Annotated in this window: 12 protein-coding genes and 2 pseudogenes; 10 read left to right on the plus strand and 4 right to left on the minus strand. The window is 61.6% G+C overall.

Translation table 11 applies throughout. From position 1 onward, the window contains the following. Nucleotides 1–10: 10 nt before the first annotated feature. On the minus strand, nucleotides 11–1,021 hold the full coding sequence (locus tag ACLI1P_RS05680; protein WP_411709605.1) for a nitronate monooxygenase: 1,011 nt from the start codon (nucleotides 1,019–1,021) through the stop codon (nucleotides 11–13). A 290-nt stretch (nucleotides 1,022–1,311) separates the two neighbouring features. On the opposite strand from ACLI1P_RS05680, the pseudogene ACLI1P_RS05685 reads away from it, so the two are divergent. Next, a pseudogene (locus ACLI1P_RS05685) lies at nucleotides 1,312–1,659 on the plus strand (cation:dicarboxylate symporter family transporter); the annotation flags it as partial. A 5-nt stretch (nucleotides 1,660–1,664) separates the two neighbouring features. Here ACLI1P_RS05685 and ACLI1P_RS05690 read toward each other — a convergent pair. Beyond that, on the minus strand, nucleotides 1,665–3,008 hold the full coding sequence (locus ACLI1P_RS05690) for an IS256 family transposase (protein WP_411709606.1): 1,344 nt from the start codon (nucleotides 3,006–3,008) through the stop codon (nucleotides 1,665–1,667). Between the two features lie 58 nt (nucleotides 3,009–3,066). Here ACLI1P_RS05690 and ACLI1P_RS05695 point away from each other — a divergent pair. The 3 genes and pseudogenes from ACLI1P_RS05695 to ACLI1P_RS05705 all read left to right on the plus strand — a co-directional run. Next, a pseudogene (locus ACLI1P_RS05695) lies at nucleotides 3,067–3,528 on the plus strand (cation:dicarboxylate symporter family transporter); the annotation flags it as partial. A 182-nt stretch (nucleotides 3,529–3,710) separates the two neighbouring features. Next, nucleotides 3,711–5,312: an ABC transporter substrate-binding protein gene (locus ACLI1P_RS05700; protein ID WP_411709607.1), complete on the plus strand. Its 1,602-nt coding sequence runs from the start codon at nucleotides 3,711–3,713 to the stop codon at nucleotides 5,310–5,312. A 25-nt stretch (nucleotides 5,313–5,337) separates the two neighbouring features. Next, nucleotides 5,338–5,730 (plus strand): low molecular weight phosphatase family protein, encoded by a 393-nt coding sequence (locus ACLI1P_RS05705; RefSeq protein WP_411709608.1) that lies wholly within the window; start codon nucleotides 5,338–5,340, stop codon nucleotides 5,728–5,730. Nucleotides 5,731–5,767: 37 nt separating this feature from the next. On the opposite strand, the gene glgB is transcribed toward ACLI1P_RS05705, so the two are convergent. Next, on the minus strand, nucleotides 5,768–7,927 hold the full coding sequence (gene glgB, locus ACLI1P_RS05710) for a 1,4-alpha-glucan branching protein GlgB (RefSeq protein ID WP_411709609.1): 2,160 nt from the start codon (nucleotides 7,925–7,927) through the stop codon (nucleotides 5,768–5,770). Nucleotides 7,928–7,976: 49 nt separating this feature from the next. Next, on the minus strand, nucleotides 7,977–9,983 hold the full coding sequence (locus ACLI1P_RS05715; protein ID WP_411709610.1) for a maltotransferase domain-containing protein: 2,007 nt from the start codon (nucleotides 9,981–9,983) through the stop codon (nucleotides 7,977–7,979). A 66-nt stretch (nucleotides 9,984–10,049) separates the two neighbouring features. Here ACLI1P_RS05715 and ACLI1P_RS05720 point away from each other — a divergent pair, with 66 nt between their 5' ends. From ACLI1P_RS05720 to ACLI1P_RS05745, 6 genes are read left to right on the plus strand one after another with little or no spacing between them, the layout of a single operon-like run. Continuing rightward, nucleotides 10,050–10,904: an ABC transporter ATP-binding protein gene (locus tag ACLI1P_RS05720; protein ID WP_296134108.1), complete on the plus strand. Its 855-nt coding sequence runs from the start codon at nucleotides 10,050–10,052 to the stop codon at nucleotides 10,902–10,904. A gap of 19 nt (nucleotides 10,905–10,923) precedes the next feature. Continuing rightward, nucleotides 10,924–11,751, plus strand: a complete 828-nt coding sequence (locus ACLI1P_RS05725; protein ID WP_411709611.1) for an NUDIX hydrolase — start codon at nucleotides 10,924–10,926, stop codon at nucleotides 11,749–11,751. A 14-nt stretch (nucleotides 11,752–11,765) separates the two neighbouring features. Then, the gene (locus ACLI1P_RS05730) at nucleotides 11,766–12,911 is read left to right on the plus strand and encodes a THUMP-like domain-containing protein (RefSeq protein WP_411709612.1); all 1,146 of its coding nucleotides are present in this window, start codon (nucleotides 11,766–11,768) and stop codon (nucleotides 12,909–12,911) included. A 35-nt stretch (nucleotides 12,912–12,946) separates the two neighbouring features. Further along, nucleotides 12,947–13,747, plus strand: a complete 801-nt coding sequence (locus ACLI1P_RS05735) for an electron transfer flavoprotein subunit beta/FixA family protein (RefSeq protein WP_411709613.1) — start codon at nucleotides 12,947–12,949, stop codon at nucleotides 13,745–13,747. A 12-nt stretch (nucleotides 13,748–13,759) separates the two neighbouring features. After that, nucleotides 13,760–14,719 carry an electron transfer flavoprotein subunit alpha/FixB family protein gene (locus ACLI1P_RS05740; RefSeq protein WP_411709614.1) on the plus strand — a complete coding sequence of 320 codons (960 nt, stop codon included), beginning with the start codon at nucleotides 13,760–13,762 and terminating at the stop codon, nucleotides 14,717–14,719. Further along, nucleotides 14,719–15,843, plus strand: a complete 1,125-nt coding sequence (locus ACLI1P_RS05745; protein ID WP_411709615.1) for a cysteine desulfurase family protein — start codon at nucleotides 14,719–14,721, stop codon at nucleotides 15,841–15,843. The genes ACLI1P_RS05740 and ACLI1P_RS05745 overlap by 1 nt, the downstream gene beginning before the upstream one ends. The last annotated feature ends 112 nt before the right edge of the window (nucleotides 15,844–15,955 follow it).

Here is a 15,955-nt window from a genome sequence, read left to right on the forward strand (position 1 = left end):
GGGTCAGGCCCTATGGTAAGAGTTCGTCAATGATTTGTTTGGCAGTTGCTTCTCGGCAATAAGCGAATCCTTCGCCTGCCCACAGGTTAAGATATTCGGGATCCTTTGCGTTATTGGCCTCAGCTCTCATTCCCGCAGTTAAGTAGTGGATTTCGGGGTAGATGTAGGGCGCCTGTGGTGTGAATGTTTTGGTGAATGTATTGGAAATTGCTCGAGCCGGTTTCCCGGAGAAGGCATGGGTAATAACAGTGTTTCGGTGAGTTAGCTTCAGAAGTGCATGCCGGTGTGTGTCTTTTGTCCCTGCTTCCTGCGCAGTGAGGAAACGAGTCCCTACAATTACTGCGGTTGCGCCGGATCTGAGTAGGTCTAGTGTATCTTCTGCTGTACCTACGCCCCCGCCGGCAAATACAGGTTTTTCCGTCTTCGCTACTGCATGGTGCAGGAGAGTTTTTGCATCGTAGGAAGATCCCTCTATGTTATTGTCTAGGACTGTTGCCCGGTGACCGCCAGCAGCCTTTCCTTGAAGAGACAGAATATCGCAGTCGAGCTGGATGATGTGATCAATTTCTCGTGGAGTTGTGGCATTGAGAACTACTTTCTTGCCTGCTCGACGAATCGTTTTTAGCGTATTTGCGTCAGGGTATCCGAAAGTTAAGGAAATGAACTTAGCGTTGGACTTCAGCGCAATATCGAGCTTTCGATCGTAATGATCATCTGACCACTTAGGGCGTGAAGGAAAATCGGAGTAGCTTACGCACTTTTTAGTCAGTGCCTGATGATATTTAGAGTATTCGGCGTACTGGTCAGAATTGGGATGGGAAGGGTAAAACAGGTTAATCCCAAACGGCTGAGTAGTTAAAGACTCAACAGTGCTTACTTGTTCTTCAAGCCTCGATGGAGTGAGGTAGCCGCCGGCGAGAAAGCCTAACCCGCCCGCATTGGTTACTGCTGCGCATAGCTCAGGAGTTGACGGCCCTCCTGCCATAGGCGCAAGAACGATAGGTTTTTCGAACAGAGTCACTGGAGCTCCTTTCCAAGTGAATGTGGTGCGATGTGCATGGGATAAAAGCGAGCAGTGGTGGTGCTTTGGGCGCTTCTAGCGGTTTGCTATCTTGCTTGGATAGGGGGATTGGCTTTCGGATGTAAAGTTTTCACGTTGGCCTCACGGCGGAATGGTGTTAGTTCCCCGTGAGAGGGTTTCGGCATCCGCTGTAATCAAGGCGCTGTTGCTATCTTTACCATAGATTCATGTTCATAGCAGAGAGTGAGAAAAATGTTAGGACCACGGATTTAGTAACGCTGTGGTGAGCAATGGTTGGCGCAACGGGCTTTGCAGCCGTGAAGTCCCTTGCCGTACTGATGCTGGCCTTCTACATCACCTGCTTCCTCTTCGTCTTTGTAATACTGGGATTGATTGCGCGTGTCTTTGGCGGAATTAGCATTTTCAAGCTGTGCAAGTATTTGGGCCGCGAGTTCCTTCTCATCGTTGCTACCTCGTCTTCGGAGTCTGCGCTGCCGAACTTGATGCGCAAAATGGAGCATGTGGGCGTTGAAAAGCCTACGGTAGGCATTGTTGTGCCGACCGGATACTCCTTTAACCTCGACGGCACAGCAATCTACTTGACCATGGGAGCGTGTCAAGTTGTTTGTGTGTGGGGTTAGGTTTATAGGTATTTGTCGAAGCGGTCGGGGTAGGCCACGGCCATTTGGTTGATGGCTTGTTTCCAGCCGGAAACTCGGGCTCCTTCCATGAGTCTGCCGGCTGTCGCTGAGACTCGTTTGCCTTGCTTTGCTCTCTTGGCAGCTCGTTTGTCTTCGATATTGCAGATCATCAGCCACAGTGTCTTGAGCGCTGATTCATCGTTGGTGAACTGCACCCTGTTGCGGGTAGCTTTACGCAGTTCATTGTTGAATGATTCAATCGAATTCGTCGTATAGATAACCTTTCTGGCCGCTGGTGGGAACTGCAGAAACGGAACGAAACGCGCCCAAGCATCTCGCCAGACCTTGACTGAGCGTGGATACTTTTCTCCCAATTCAGAGGCTTCAAAATCGTCTAAGGCAGCCTGAGCTGTGGACTCATCCGCAGCAGTGTAAATCTTTTTCAACGCGGCCGATACGCCCCGGCGATCCCCGTAGGCTACCCACCGGTTAGCGGCACGAATCAGGTGCACGATACAGGTTTGCACCATAGAGTTCGGCCACGTTGCCTCGACTGCTTCTGGTAGGCCTTTAAGCCCGTCACAGCAGACGATAAAGACGTCTTTGACCCCACGATTGGAAAGATTGGCGCATACCTGCGCCCAAAATGAAGCGCCTTCTTCTTTGGCAATCCACAATCCCAAAATGTGCTTGATGCCGTCGAGATCCACGCCGATTGCCATGTACGCGGACTTGTTGACTACTCGGCCACCATCACGGACTTTAATGCGCAACGCATCCAGGAAAATGACCGGGTAGAACTCGTCTAGCTGGCGGTTTTGCCAGACCATGACCTCATCGAGGACAGCATCGGTGACTGCGGAAATTGTTTCATGGGAAATATCAACCCTCATCGCCGTTGCCATATGGTGCTGGATGTCCCTAATTGTCATCCCACCGGCGTACAAGCTGACGATCATGTCATCGACATCAGTCAAGCGCCTAGAACCTTTAGGAACCATAGTCGGCAAGAATGTACCAGCCCGATCTCTCGGGACATCAACGGTTACTGGCCCGTAGTTAGAATCCACGGTCTTTGGATACGACCCGTTGCGGTAATTGTCTGTCCCGGCAGCAGCTTTAGCGCTCCTGTCGCCAGACTCGTAGCCCAAATGGGCATCCATTTCAGCATTGAGCCCCCTGGTAATCGAGGCCTGCAACATGCCGCGAACCAGGTCATTGGCATCCGTTGTAGACGTGCCTAGGTCATCAATCAGCTTCGCGATCTCAGGGTTAGCAAGCAGCTTCTTTTCAATCGCATCAATCTTGGCCTTATCAGCCGGATCTCGTCGTGCCACAGTAGTCATTCTGGTCCATCTCCTCATGCAGGTTAGGTACCCACACACAAACCATCAGACACTCTCGACCATGGCGTCTATCTTTATTTCCGATGCCATGAATAAGCCTATGAACCTGGGTGAACAGATTGGCTTGCTCGTCTTCATGATTATCGCGTCGAAGGGCGCTGCAGGTGTGTCCGGCGCCGGCTTGGCCACGTTGGCTGCTGGTTTGCAATCACATAGGCCTGAGCTTCTCGACGGCGTCGGAATCATCGTCGGTATTGACCGCTTTATGTCCGAAGCCCGTGCTTTGACCAATTTCGCAGGCAATGCACTGGCCACCATCCTGGTGGGGCGTTGGACCCACACCGTTGATATGGAACGCGTGCACAAGGTTCTCAACGGCGAGCTTCCATACACGGAGCACGTAGATGACTCTGAAGTAGACCTCGCGCGTCCGGATGTGGTGAATCCTGCGACTGAGCGTCTGCAGCCGACCCAGCAGGTGGACCTTGATAACTACCAGAAGGGTGCTGACGCATACTAGGGCTCCAGCCCGCCGTGTGTTATTTCACTTCTGGGGTTTGTCCCTGAGAAGAGACCTTGTCGCACCTAGTGGTGCGCGGGGTCTTTTCTCGTTTTGCTTGAATGTGACTTAGGGCATGCTAGATTCTAAAAAGTGTTCTAACCCACATTCCTGTTTTGTGGTGCTCTAACAGAAGGAATCTCATGCACACATCTCGTACCATTCGCTCGGCGGCCGCTCTCTGCGGCGCGGCGGCTCTCTCCATGTCCCTCGTAGCTTGCGGAGGGAGCAACTCTGCGACGGGCTCCGATGATGCGGCCATCATCCGCGTTACCGGCACAGAACCCCAACAGGGCCTTATCCCGGCCATGACTAATGAGAACGGCGGCGGCCGAGTGGTAGACATGCTCTATTCCGGCCTCGTTTATTACGACGCTGAGGGCGAGGTCCACAACGAGATGGCAGAGTCCATCGACAAGGAAGGGGACAAGACCTACAAGGTCACCCTGAAACCAGACATCACGTTCTCCGACGGAACTCCCGTAACGGCCGCGACCTTCGTCGATACGTGGAACTACGCAGTGGCCAACGAGCAGCTTAATGAAAGCTTCTTTTCCTCCATCAAGGGCTACAGCGAAGGCGTGGAGGAGATGGAGGGGCTCAAGGTCCTCGATGACCTTACCTTCACCATCGAGCTCACCCAGCCGGAGAGTGACTTCCCCAGCCGCCTGGGCTACAACGCCTATTTCCCACTGCCTCCCTCAGCCTTAGAGGACCCGCAGGCCTTTGGAGAGAAGCCAGTGTCTAATGGCCCGTACAAGCTCAAGGAATGGAACCACAACCAGAATCTCATCATCGAGCCGAACCCAGAGTACAAGGGCGAGCGCACCCCGAAGAATGACGGCATTGAGTTCGTTTTCTACGCCGACAGTGGTGCGTCTTACATGGACCTGCTCTCCAACAACCTTGACGTGCTGGAGGCCATTCCGTCCTCGGCCTTCGGTAGCTACGAGCAGGACCTAGGCGAGCGCCAGGAAACCAAGCCAGCCGCCACCTATTTGGAAATGACCATTCACGTAGACACCCCGCACTTCAGTGGAGAAGAGGGCCTCCTGCGCCGCCGCGCTATCTCCATGGCGATTAACCGCGAGGAGATTGCTACGACCATTTTCCACGGCACCCGCACCCCAGCCCGTGAGTTCACCTCCCCAGTGCTGCAGGGCTACAGCGACAGCCTGCCAGGCTCAGAGAATCTGGACTACAACCCGGAGAAAGCCAAGGAGCTCTGGGCAGAGGCAGATAAGAAGTACGGCGCCTTCGAGGGCACGTTCCCCATCAACTACAACACCGACGGCGATAACAAGGACTGGGCTGACGCGGTAGCCAACAACATCAGCAACACGTTGGGTATCCAGGCGGTGGGAAACCCGTATCCGGACTTTAAGTCCTTCCGTGAGGCTTACCGCTCCGAGCGCATGGACGGTGCCTACCGCACAGCATGGATTGCGGATTACCCGTCCATGGGTAACTTCCTTGGCCCGAACTTCACCACGGGCGTGGCCTCTAATGACTCCAAGTACTCCAACCCGGAGTTCGACGAACTCATCGTTAAAGCCAACGGCGCCGACAGCCCCGAGGAGGCGTCCAAGCTCTATAACCAAGCTCAGGAGCTGCTGTTGCGTGATCTGCCGTCCATCCCGCTGTTCTACCCGAACGTCGTTGGCGGTTGGTCGGAGAACGTCAGCAACGTCACCTTCAACTGGAAGTCACTGCCGGTCTACTACGAGATTGAGAAGACTCAGTAACAGTGGACAGCTACAGTACAAAGGTATGACTTCCGTACTTTTTCTCTGCAATACTAACCGCGGAAAATCCCAGATGGCAGCCGCTCTAGCTAAGAAGCATGCGCCGGAGTGGGAGGTTCACTCCGCAGGTGTGAAGACCACTGAGCAGCATCGTGAGCAGGGCGTGAACGCCGAGGCACAAGAGTCGCTGGCCAAGGTCGGTGCTGACATGTCGGGAACGCCTACGCTTATCGACGCCACCCTCGCCGCCAACGTCGACCACGTCATCGTCGTCGGCGATGCCCACTACGAGGGTGAGGCCGAACACTGGGAGATTGAAGACCCGTCGCTGCGCGGCATAGAGGGTGAGGAGCGTATGGATGCGCTGCGTGATGACATCGATGCCCGCGTGCGCGCCTTTATCGACTCCCATTCCTGAAACTGCAACAACCGCCCGAACCGAGCAGGATAGTCTCTCAGTTCGGGCGGTTGCTGTGTGCCTGAGCCGCGAGCCTTAGCCGCGGAAGGAGTACCACTGCACCGAGTTCAGCCGGCAGGTGCAGGTGCAGGTGATTGCCTTCCGAGCGAAGCTGGTGGGCAAGGTCGTTGCCGGCACCTTGGTAGACGGCGTCATCGGTGTTGACGACCAGCTCCCACTCGCCATCGCGCGGTACCCACAGGTCGTAGTTCGGCACGGAGCTGCCGGAGAAGTTGCACACCGCGAGTAGCACAGATCCGTCCTTGCCATAGCGGACATAGCCCAGCATGTTGTTGTTGGCGTCATCCGCCTTGACCCATTGGAAGCCGTCTTGGCTGAAGTCCTGCGACCATAGAGCCGGGTGCTGCTTGTACACCACATTGAGGTCGCGCACGAGGCGCTTAATACCGTGGTGCCATTCGTTGCCCCAGCCTTCCAGATTGGACCAGTCCACGGAGTTGCCCTCGGCCCACTCGGTGGTCTGGCCGAATTCTTGGCCCATGAACATGAGCTGCTTGCCGGGGTGGGAGAACATGTAGCCGTAGAGGGCGCGCAGGCCTGCGGCCTTATTCCAGTCGTCCCCAGGCATGCGCTCCCACAGTGAGCCCTTGCCGTGGACGACCTCGTCGTGGCTAAACGGCAGCACGTAGCGCTCGGAGTAGGCGTAAACCATGGAAAAGGTCAGTTCGCCATGGTGATAGCGGCGGTGGATGGGCTCGTGTTTGAAGTACTCCAGGGTGTCATTCATCCAACCCATGTTCCACTTCAGGTTGAAGCCCAGGCCGCCCTCGGTGGTCGGGGCGGTAACACCCGGCCAGGAGGTGGATTCCTCCGCAATCGTCAGCACGCCCGGGTTGGTGCGGTTGAGCGTGGCGTTGGTTTCCTGCAGGAATTGGACGGCCTCGAGGTTCTCGCGTCCACCGTAGATGTTGGGTAGCCACTCGTCGCGGGAATAATCCAGGTAGAGCATGGACGCTACAGCATCAACGCGCAGGCCATCGATGTGGAACTCCTCCGCCCAGTACAGGGCGTTGGCTACGAGGAAGTTGCGGACCTCGTTGCGGCCGAAGTCAAAAACGTAGGTGCCCCAGTCGGCCTGCTCGCCGCGGCGCGGGTCCGGGTGCTCGTAGAGGGCCTGGCCGTCGAAGCGTCCGAGGGCCCACTCGTCCTTGGGGAAGTGGGCGGGAACCCAGTCGATGAAGACGCCGATGCCGGCGTTATGCAAGTCGTCGATAAGCGCGCGCAGCTCGTCCGGGGAACCCCAGCGGGCAGATGGAGCATAGTAGCCGGAGACCTGGTAGCCCCAGGAGCCGCCGAACGGGTGCTCCGCCACCGGGAGCAGCTCCACGTGGGTGTAGCCGTGCTCCTGGAGGTAGGGGATGAGCTCTTGGCGCAGCGAGTTGTAGTTGGCGCCGATTTTCCACGAGCCCACGTGGAGCTCGTAGATGCTCATCGGCACATCCAGGTCATCAGTGCGTGCGGACATCCACTCCGCGTCGCTCCACGCGAAGGTGGTGCTGGAGACTACGGAGGCGGTTTCCGGCGGCGCGATGGTGCGCTTAGCCAGCGGATCCGCCTTGTCCACGCGCGGGGAGTTCTTGCCGTGGACGGCGAACTTGTAGCGCTCGCCCTCACCCACGCCGGGGATGAACACTTCCCACACACCGGTGGAGCCCAGGGCGCGCATGGGGAACTGCGTGGGGTTCCAGCCGCAGAAATCACCGACCACGGCCACACCTTCGGCGTTCGGTGCCCACACGGCGAAGGCAGTGCCGGTGACCTCACCCATGTCCGTGGTGTAGGACTTCAGGTTGGCGCCCAGCACCTCCCAAAGGCGCTCGTGGCGGCCCTCACCGATTAGGTGCAGGTCCAGCGTGCCCAAGGTGGGCAGGAAGTGGTATCCGTCGGCGACCTCGACGGCAGGCTGGCCTGGGTAGGTGATCTGCAGGCGATAGTCTTCCTCAACCGCCAGCGGTGCCTCCCACAGGTCGTTGCCTGCAGGAGTCATGGCGATGGTGTCAGTTGCGGTGACCAGCTCTACAGCTTCGGCCCCGGGGCGGCGGGTAAGGACGGTGCCTGCGTGCCACCCGTAAAAATCGTGCGGCGCGTGGTGGCGGCAAATATTGAGGCGTTCAAGGTCGGATGCCGGGATGTTCATACAGACCAAATTACCTAATCACGCGCCTGCGCGCGGGGCCTAAGACAAATTAGGCGCGGTAGTCCTCCACCCGCCGCCAGGCCAGGCGTTCCTGCAGGTCGTGGGCTGCCGGCGGGAGGATGAAGACGTGGGCCACGTCCCGCAGCGGCTCCAAGCGCACAAAGTTGTGGTCCGACCACTCGTAGGCCGCGCCGCTGATCGCATCCTGCACAGTAAACGTATCGCCCGGGTGGCGGCCCACTGCCGGGAGATCGAGGTGCACCGTGGCTTCCTGCGCGTTGCGTGGGTCCAGGTTGACCACCACGAGCACCACGTTGCCCGTGGCCGCATCCGCCTTGGAGTAGGCCATGATGGCGTCGTTATCCGTGTGGTGGAAGCGCAGCGAGCGCAGCTGCTGCAGAGCCGGGTTCTCCCGGCGGATCAGGTTGAGCAGGCGCAGGTAGGACTCCAGGGAATCGCCCGACTTCACCGCCGCCTGGAAGTCGCGCGGGCGCAGCTGGTACTTCTCCGAGTCGAGGTACTCCTCGCTGCCAGGCTTGACGGCCTGGTGCTCGTAGAGCTCGAAGCCGGAATACACGCCCCACAGCGGGGACAGGGTGGCGGCCAGGGTGGCGCGGATGGCAAACATGGCGCGCCCGCCGGTCTGCAGGGACTCGTGCAGGATGTCCGGGGTGTTGACAAAGAGGTTGGGGCGGCAAATGTCCGCCTGGTCTACGTGCATCTGCGCAAACTTGGTCAGATCGTACTTCGAGGTCTGCCAGGTGAAGTAGGTATAGGACTGGGTAAAGCCCGCCTTGGCCAGGCCGAACAGGCGCGGGGCGCGGGTAAAGGCCTCGGAGAGGAAGATGACCTCCGGGTGGGTGACGTGGACCTTGGAGATCAGCCAGTTCCAGAAGTTGGCCGGCTTGGTGTGCGGGTTATCCACGCGGAAGGTCCTCACGCCGGCGTCCACCCAAATTATGACGATGCGGTAGATCTCCTGGTAGATGGCGTCCGGATCGTTGTCGAAGTTCAGTGGGTAGATGTCCTGGTACTTCTTCGGCGGGTTCTCCGCGTAGGCAATGGTGCCATCCGCCAGCACGGTGAAGAACTCCGGGTTGGTCTCCGCCCACGGGTGGTCCGGGGAGGCCTGCAGGGCCAAGTCGATGGCGACCTCGAGGCCCAGCTCCTCGGCGTGGGCGACCAGCTCTTTGAAGTCCTCCATGGTGCCCAGCTCCGGGTGCGTCGTGGAGTGGTCCTGGATGGCCCACGGCGAGCCGACATCGCCCGGCTCCGCAACCACGGAGTTGTTCTTGCCCTTACGGTGCACCTCACCAATGGGGTGGATGGGCGGGAAGTAGACGGTATCAAACCCCATGCTGGCCACTCGCTCCAGTTCGGCGGCGGTGGTCTGAAAAGTGCCGTGCACCGGGTTTCCCTCGGCGTCCCAGCCGCCGGTGGAGCGCGGGAAGAGCTCGTACCAGGAGCTAAACAGGGCCTCACGGCGCTCCACCAACACCTCGTGAATATCTCCCTCCACCAACAAGTGGCGCAGCGGGTGGCGGTGGAGGGTGTCCCAGGTATCGTCGCAAAGCGCGGTGCGCACGCGCTGATCGACGTCAACAGTCTCGTCCCGCAGCTCCTTCGACGCCTGGAAGAGCCTTTCGGCCTTCTCGCTGGGAGACTGGATGGCCGCTTCCTCGAAGAGCTCCGCGCCGTGGAGGAGGTCATTATTGAGCTCGTGGACAGACTGGCCGGCCTCCATCTTCTTGGTCACCGCGTTGCGCCACGTGGACATGGGATCCGACCACGCATCGACCCGGAAGAACCAGCGGCCGGGAGTCGCCGGAGTAAACACGCCGTGGACGCGGTCCTGGTCCTCCGGATCCACCGTCATGGTGTAGGAAGAGGTGGAAGGGGATTCGGTGTTCCACACCGACAAGGTGGCGGCCACGGCGTCGTGGCCCTCGCGCCACACCAGAGCAGTCACCGGGACAACCTCACCGACCACGGCTTTGGAGGCGACGCCTCCGTGGAGGCAAGGGCGGACATCGTCTATACCAAGGCGTTGAGTCATGCCCATAGAATAATGCAGCTGTGTCACTTTCACCGGGGAAGGAAGAATTCGGCCACAATAGGAGACATGGATCCTGTGAACCCCGCGACTTCTGCTGTGAACAACCCCGTGCCCTCCCCAGAGAGCGAGACCGACGAGGACTGGCTCATTGACTTCCGCGGAGTGGAACTGCGCCGCGGCGGGCGCACCCTGGTAGGGCCCGTTGACTGGCAGGTAGAACTCGACGAGCGCTGGGTCATCATCGGCCCCAACGGCGCCGGTAAGACCTCGCTGGTGCGCATGGCCGCCGCCGAGGAGTTCCCCTCCGCCGGACGCGCCTTCATCATGGGTGAGCGCATTGGCAAGACGGACATGCGCGACCTGCGCGCGGCCATCGGCATCTCCTCGGCCGCCGTGCAGCACCGCATCCCGGACAGCGAGCGCGTGGACGACCTGGTGATCTCCGCCGGCTACGCCGTGCTGGGCCGCTGGCGCGAGGACTACCAGGACATGGACTTCTCCCGCGCCGGGGAGATCCTGGCCCAGGTCGGGGCGTCCCACCTGGCAGACCGCACGTGGGGCACCCTGTCGGAGGGGGAGAAGAAGCGCGTCGTGCTGGCCCGCGCACTCATGTCTAATCCGGAGCTGCTCATCTTGGATGAGCCGTCTGCCGGCATGGACCTCGGCGGCCGCGAGGACCTCGTGGGCTACCTGGGGGACCTCGCACTCGACCCGGACGCCCCCGCCATCGTGATGATTACCCACCACGTGGAGGAGATTCCCTATGGCTTTACGCATGCCATGCTCCTGGATGAGGGTAAGGTCGTGGCCAAAGGCCTCATCAATTCGGTGCTCACGTCGGCGAATCTCTCCGCCGCCTTCCACCAGCCCATCCAGGTGGACCGGATTGGGGAGCGCTATTTCGCCCGCCGCATCCGCTAGAGCCTTCCTGGAAAATTGAATGAGCAACCCCATCCACGACAGTCTCGACGCCATCGATCCCAGCGAGACCACCGGCTTTAACGGTGCGCGCCTAGCCGCCACCGTGCTGCTCTTGCGCGATGGCGACGACGGGCTCGAGGTATGGGTCCAAGAGCGGGTGCCAACCATGCGCAACTACCCCGGGCACGTGGTCTTCCCCGGCGGCGGGGTAGATCCGCGTGACTTCCCTCCACGTATGTGGCACTCCGGCGACCTGTGGGCAGGCCGCTCCGTCATCTCCCTGGCCCGGCGCATGGGCGTGACCAAATACAAGGCCCACGCCCTGGTCTTCGCCGCTGCCCGCGAGCTCTTCGAGGAAGCCGGTACGCTCCTGGCCATCCGGGAGGACGGCATCGTCTCCGACGCCTCCCGCTACCACCGCGAGCGGGGATTGCTCGAAACCCACGCCATTTCCTTCACCGAGTTCCTCTTCCACAACGGCATGCGGCTCGACGCCGACATGCTCCAACCGTGGTCCCGCTGGGCAGGCGAATTCAAGGGCCACTGGTTCGACACCTTCTTCTTCATCGGCGTGCTCCCGGACGGCCAAGAACCCGACGGCGACACCGGGGAAGCTGACGACGCCGGCTGGTTCCGCCCGCAACTGGTACTCGATGGGTGGCGCGCAGGGCTGGTGCGCCTGGCCATCCCCACGTGGGCACAGCTCAAGCGCCTGGCCGCCTACGCCAGCGTCCAAGACGTTGTGCAGGACGCGTCCTTTTCGGACCTGCGTCCCATCATCGGGGACCCCATGGATGACGAGCGCTACCGCGAGTACTTCACCACCAGCCCCGTCAACCGCATCTAAACTGCTTTTCCATCATGAGCTATACCCCAGACGACGTCGAGTTCCTCGCCACCCATGCCACCGACATCACCGCGGCGGCCGCCACGCTGGAGCTGACTAAGAAGTCACAGCTGCGGGATGCCGCCGCGCTGAAGGACAGGTTCGGCGAACACGGACGCGCCGTCTCCGAGCTGCTCCACGCTCGCCGCTCCGGAAAGCTGCCCGCGCACTGGCTCATGGACCACGACTCTGCCCAACAGGCCACCCCGCCCGCAGTGGCGGCTTACCGCGCGCGTTTCCTGCGCGAGCAGGGCGTGCGGTTGGTCCACGACCTCACCTGTTCCATCGGCACCGAGGGCCAGGCCTTTAAGCCGGGGGAGTACGTGGGAAGCGACCTCGACGCCTCCCGCGTGGCCATGGCGCGCCACAACATCGAGCACCCAGTCTTCCGCGCCGACGCGCTCACTACGACGACGAGCGCGCAGGTCTGCATCGCCGACCCCGCCCGCCGCGCCGGGGGCAACCGCATCACCAAGCTGGACCAGCTGCTGCCGCCGTTGCCGGCGCTTATCGACGCCCACCCGTCGTTAGCCATCAAATGCGCGCCCGGCATCGACCACTCGGAGTGGGCGGGCCTGGCCAGCGTGGTCAGCGTGGACGGTGGCGTGAAGGAGACCTGCCTCTATACCCCCGACCTCAGCGCCGGGCTGGACAAGCGCGCAGTGGTTATCCGCCACGGGCACACGGACGTCATCGATTCCGATGTGCCCGAGGGCGAACTGCCGGAGGCCGGGCCCGTGGGGCGCTTCGTCATCGACCCGGACGGCGCCATCGTGCGCGCGGGCCTGGTGCGCCACTTTGCCGCCCGGGAGGGGCTCCACCAGCTGGATCCACGGATTGCCTACCTCACCGGCGAGCGCCTGCCGGCCGGGACGTCCGGATTTGAATTCATCGAAGAAGTGCCGATGCGCAAGCTCAAGGCGGCCATGGCGGCGCACGACGTGGGCTCGCTGGAAATCCTGGTGCGCGGCCAAGACGTGGACCCTGACCAACTGCGCAAGAAGCTTAAACTGAAGGGATCGACGGCTAAGACGCTCGTGATTACCCGCATTGGGAGCCAGGGGGTCGCCCTGCTGTGTGGACCGCGAGTAGTATCGTCCGAAGGTAATTACGCACCCTAATTGTTCTTAAAACTAGTGGAAGGGGAAGTGCCCACATGCCAACTATCGTGGCTCTGGTTAAGCACGTACCGGATACGTGGTCAACGAAGACCCTGGAGGCGGACCACACCTTGGACCGCACCTCGGTGGACAACGTCATCGATGAGGTCAATGAGTACTCCGTCGAGCAGGCCCTGCGTTTGCGCGACGACAACGCCGACGCCGGCTACGAGGTCGTAGCACTCACCATGGGCCCGGCGGCTGCCGACGAAGCCCTGCGCAAGGCCCTGGCCATGGGCGCGGATCACGCAGTCCACGTCGTCGACGACTCGCTCGCCGGCGCCGACGCCCTGGCTACCGCCTGGGTCCTCAACGCCGCCATCAACCAGGTGGCGGAAAAGTTCGGCGAGGTCCAGGTCATCACCCTGGGCAACAACTCCTCCGATGCCTCCACCGGACTCGTCGCCGGCCTGCTTGCCGAATACCGTCAGCTGCCCGCCCTGACTGAGCTCAAGGCTGCCTCCCTGGCTGGTGCTACCGCCACCGGTACCCGCGAGGATGCTCACGGCCACTGGGAGCTTGAGGCCAACCTGCCGGCCATCTTGTCCTTTACGGATAAGGCCGACAAGCCGCGCTTCCCCAACTTCAAGGGGCTGATGGCCGCCAAGAAGGCCGAGGTGACCACGCTCGCCGTGGCAGACCTGGGCATCGACGGCGTGCCGTCCACCACCACGGTGACCGCCTCCGCGCAGCGCCCGGCCCGCACGGCGGGCGACGTCATCACGGATCCGGATCCGGCCGTCGCCGCTGCGAAGATCGTCGACTTCCTGGCCGCCAAGAATCTCATCGAGGGTTAAGGAGAAAAGTTCATGTCTCACGTTTATGTCCTAGTTGAGCACGAAGCAGAGCAGCTCAGCCCCGTGACCGGCGAGCTCATCACCGCCGCCTGCGCACTCGGCACCGTCTCCGCCGTCGTCGTAGCCAAGGACGCCGCTCTGGCTGCATCCTTCGACGCCGAGCTGGGCGCCCTGGGCGCAGCCCAGGTGGTGCAGGCCACCGCCGCGGACTACGACCAGCGCATCGTCACCCCGGAGGTGGACGCCCTCCACGCCTTGGCCGCCAACAACCCGGCGCCCATCGTGCTGGCCGCCACCCCGACGAACAACGAAATCGCCGGCCGCCTCGCCGCCCGCTTGGGCTCGGGTGCTTTGGTCAACGTCGACGGCATCAACGCCGACGGCACCGCCCATCACACCATCTTCGGCGGTTCCTACGAGACCTCCGCCACCGCCACCGGTTCCGTGGTCTACACGCTGCGCCCGGGTTCCGTCACCGCGGACCCACAGCCGGTGACTGCAGCGCCCGCTCCCTTTGAGCTGCCGGCCGCCACCGCGAAGGACGTCACCGTCACCTCCTTCACCCCGGCGGAGAAGACCGCTCGCCCGGAGCTGACCTCTGCCAAGGTCGTCGTCGCCGGCGGCCGCGGCGTGGGCGACAAGTTCGCCGACGTGGTGGAGCCGGTGGCTGACGCCCTCGGGGGCGCCGTCGGTGCCACCCGTGACGCCGTGGACGAGGGCTTCTACGACCCCGCCCACCAGATCGGCCAGACGGGTGTCACGGTCTCCCCGAAGCTCTACATCGGCCTCGGCATTTCCGGCGCCATCCAGCACACCTCCGGCATGCAGACCTCGGAGACCATCGTGGTGGTCAACCAGGACCAGGACGAGCCCTTCTTCCAGATCGCCGACTTGGGCGTGGTGGGCGACCTTCACGAGATCGCCCCGGCCCTGGCCGCGGAGCTGAAGTCCCGCAAGGAGGCCGGCAACTAATGCCGCTCTACCTCGATTACGCAGCCACCCAGCCCATGCGCCAGTGCGCCATTGACGCGTGGACCCAAGCAGCTAGCTCCCTCAACCCGGGCGCGTCTTATGCCTCAGGCCGCAAGGCGCGCTCCGTGCTGGACGACGCCCGCGAGACCGTCGCCGAGCTGCTCGGCTGCGAACCCATCGAGGTCATCTTCACCTCCTCCGGCACGGAGGCGGACAACATCGCTATCCAGGGTCTTTTCCGTGCGGCGTCGGATACGACGCCGCGCATCGTGTCGACACCCATCGAGCACCCGGCGGTTCTCGAAACCGTCGCCAAGCTCAGCGCCGAGCACGGAGCCACCGTTGACTTGCTGCCGGTTGACTCCACCGGGCACGTGAGCGATCTTGCCGCCCTGGATACCCCGGCTTCCGTGGCCACCTGCATGTGGGCCAACAACGAGACCGGCGCAATCCAGCCGGTTGCCGACATCACCGCGCGTGCCGCCGCGCAGGGCACCCCGGTGCACGTCGACGCCGTGCAGGTCACCGGCAAGCTGCCCATCAACTTCCACGAGTTGGGGGCCACCACACTGGCGGCCAGCGCCCACAAGTTCGGCGGGCCGCGCGGCATTGGGCTGTTGCTCTCGCGCCGCAGCCCCGCCCCGCAACCCATTGCCTTTGGCGGCGGCCAGGAGCGCGGCATCCGCCCCGGCACCGTGGACGTGGCCAGTGCCAGTGCGCTCGCCGCAGCTCTGCGCGAATCCGTTGCGGAGATGGGCCAGGAGACCGTTCGTCTCGCCGCTTTGCGCGACAAGCTCAGAGCGGGCATCGAGTCCACCATCGACAACATCATCATTAATTCGACCGAGCCCACCCTGGCCTCCCACCTGCACGTGTCCTTCCCAGGCACGGACGGTGACAGCCTCATCATGCTGCTCGACGCCGCCGGCATCGAAGCCTCCGCCGGCTCCGCCTGCCACGCCGGCGTCAACCGCATGTCCCACGTGCTCGAAGCCATGGGCATCGACGAGGAACACGGCCGCGGCAGCCTGCGATTTACCCTGGGTCGCCTCACCACCGACGAGGACATCGACGCCGTGCTGGCTGAGCTCCCCGAGATCATTCGCCGCGCCCGTTCGGTCTAAGCCGCACCCTGCCTTGCCTCAAGCGCCCCTCACGCAAACGCAATCAGCCGCTTTTCGCAATCTTCCGCGTTGTGTCACGGAGTCTATAGCCCGTCAGGCACAATGCTGTCAT

Origin of the sequence: Corynebacterium tardum, assembly GCF_046717785.1 — a bacterium.
Taxonomy (GTDB): Bacteria; Actinomycetota; Actinomycetes; order Mycobacteriales; family Mycobacteriaceae; genus Corynebacterium.

What these genes read in the sequence shown, in the direction of transcription:
- ACLI1P_RS05690 (WP_411709606.1), bottom strand. Translation starts at nt 3,008, where the DNA reads ATGACTACTGTGGCACGACGAGATCCGGCTGATAAGGCCAAGATTGAT.
- ACLI1P_RS05700 (WP_411709607.1), top strand. Translation starts at nt 3,711, where the DNA reads ATGCACACATCTCGTACCATTCGCTCGGCGGCCGCTCTCTGCGGCGCG.
- ACLI1P_RS05705 (WP_411709608.1), top strand. Translation starts at nt 5,338, where the DNA reads ATGACTTCCGTACTTTTTCTCTGCAATACTAACCGCGGAAAATCCCAG.
- glgB (WP_411709609.1), bottom strand. Translation starts at nt 7,927, where the DNA reads ATGAACATCCCGGCATCCGACCTTGAACGCCTCAATATTTGCCGCCAC.
- ACLI1P_RS05715 (WP_411709610.1), bottom strand. Translation starts at nt 9,983, where the DNA reads ATGACTCAACGCCTTGGTATAGACGATGTCCGCCCTTGCCTCCACGGA.
- ACLI1P_RS05720 (WP_296134108.1), top strand. Translation starts at nt 10,050, where the DNA reads ATGGATCCTGTGAACCCCGCGACTTCTGCTGTGAACAACCCCGTGCCC.
- ACLI1P_RS05725 (WP_411709611.1), top strand. Translation starts at nt 10,924, where the DNA reads ATGAGCAACCCCATCCACGACAGTCTCGACGCCATCGATCCCAGCGAG.
- ACLI1P_RS05730 (WP_411709612.1), top strand. Translation starts at nt 11,766, where the DNA reads ATGAGCTATACCCCAGACGACGTCGAGTTCCTCGCCACCCATGCCACC.
- ACLI1P_RS05735 (WP_411709613.1), top strand. Translation starts at nt 12,947, where the DNA reads ATGCCAACTATCGTGGCTCTGGTTAAGCACGTACCGGATACGTGGTCA.
- ACLI1P_RS05740 (WP_411709614.1), top strand. Translation starts at nt 13,760, where the DNA reads ATGTCTCACGTTTATGTCCTAGTTGAGCACGAAGCAGAGCAGCTCAGC.
- ACLI1P_RS05745 (WP_411709615.1), top strand. Translation starts at nt 14,719, where the DNA reads ATGCCGCTCTACCTCGATTACGCAGCCACCCAGCCCATGCGCCAGTGC.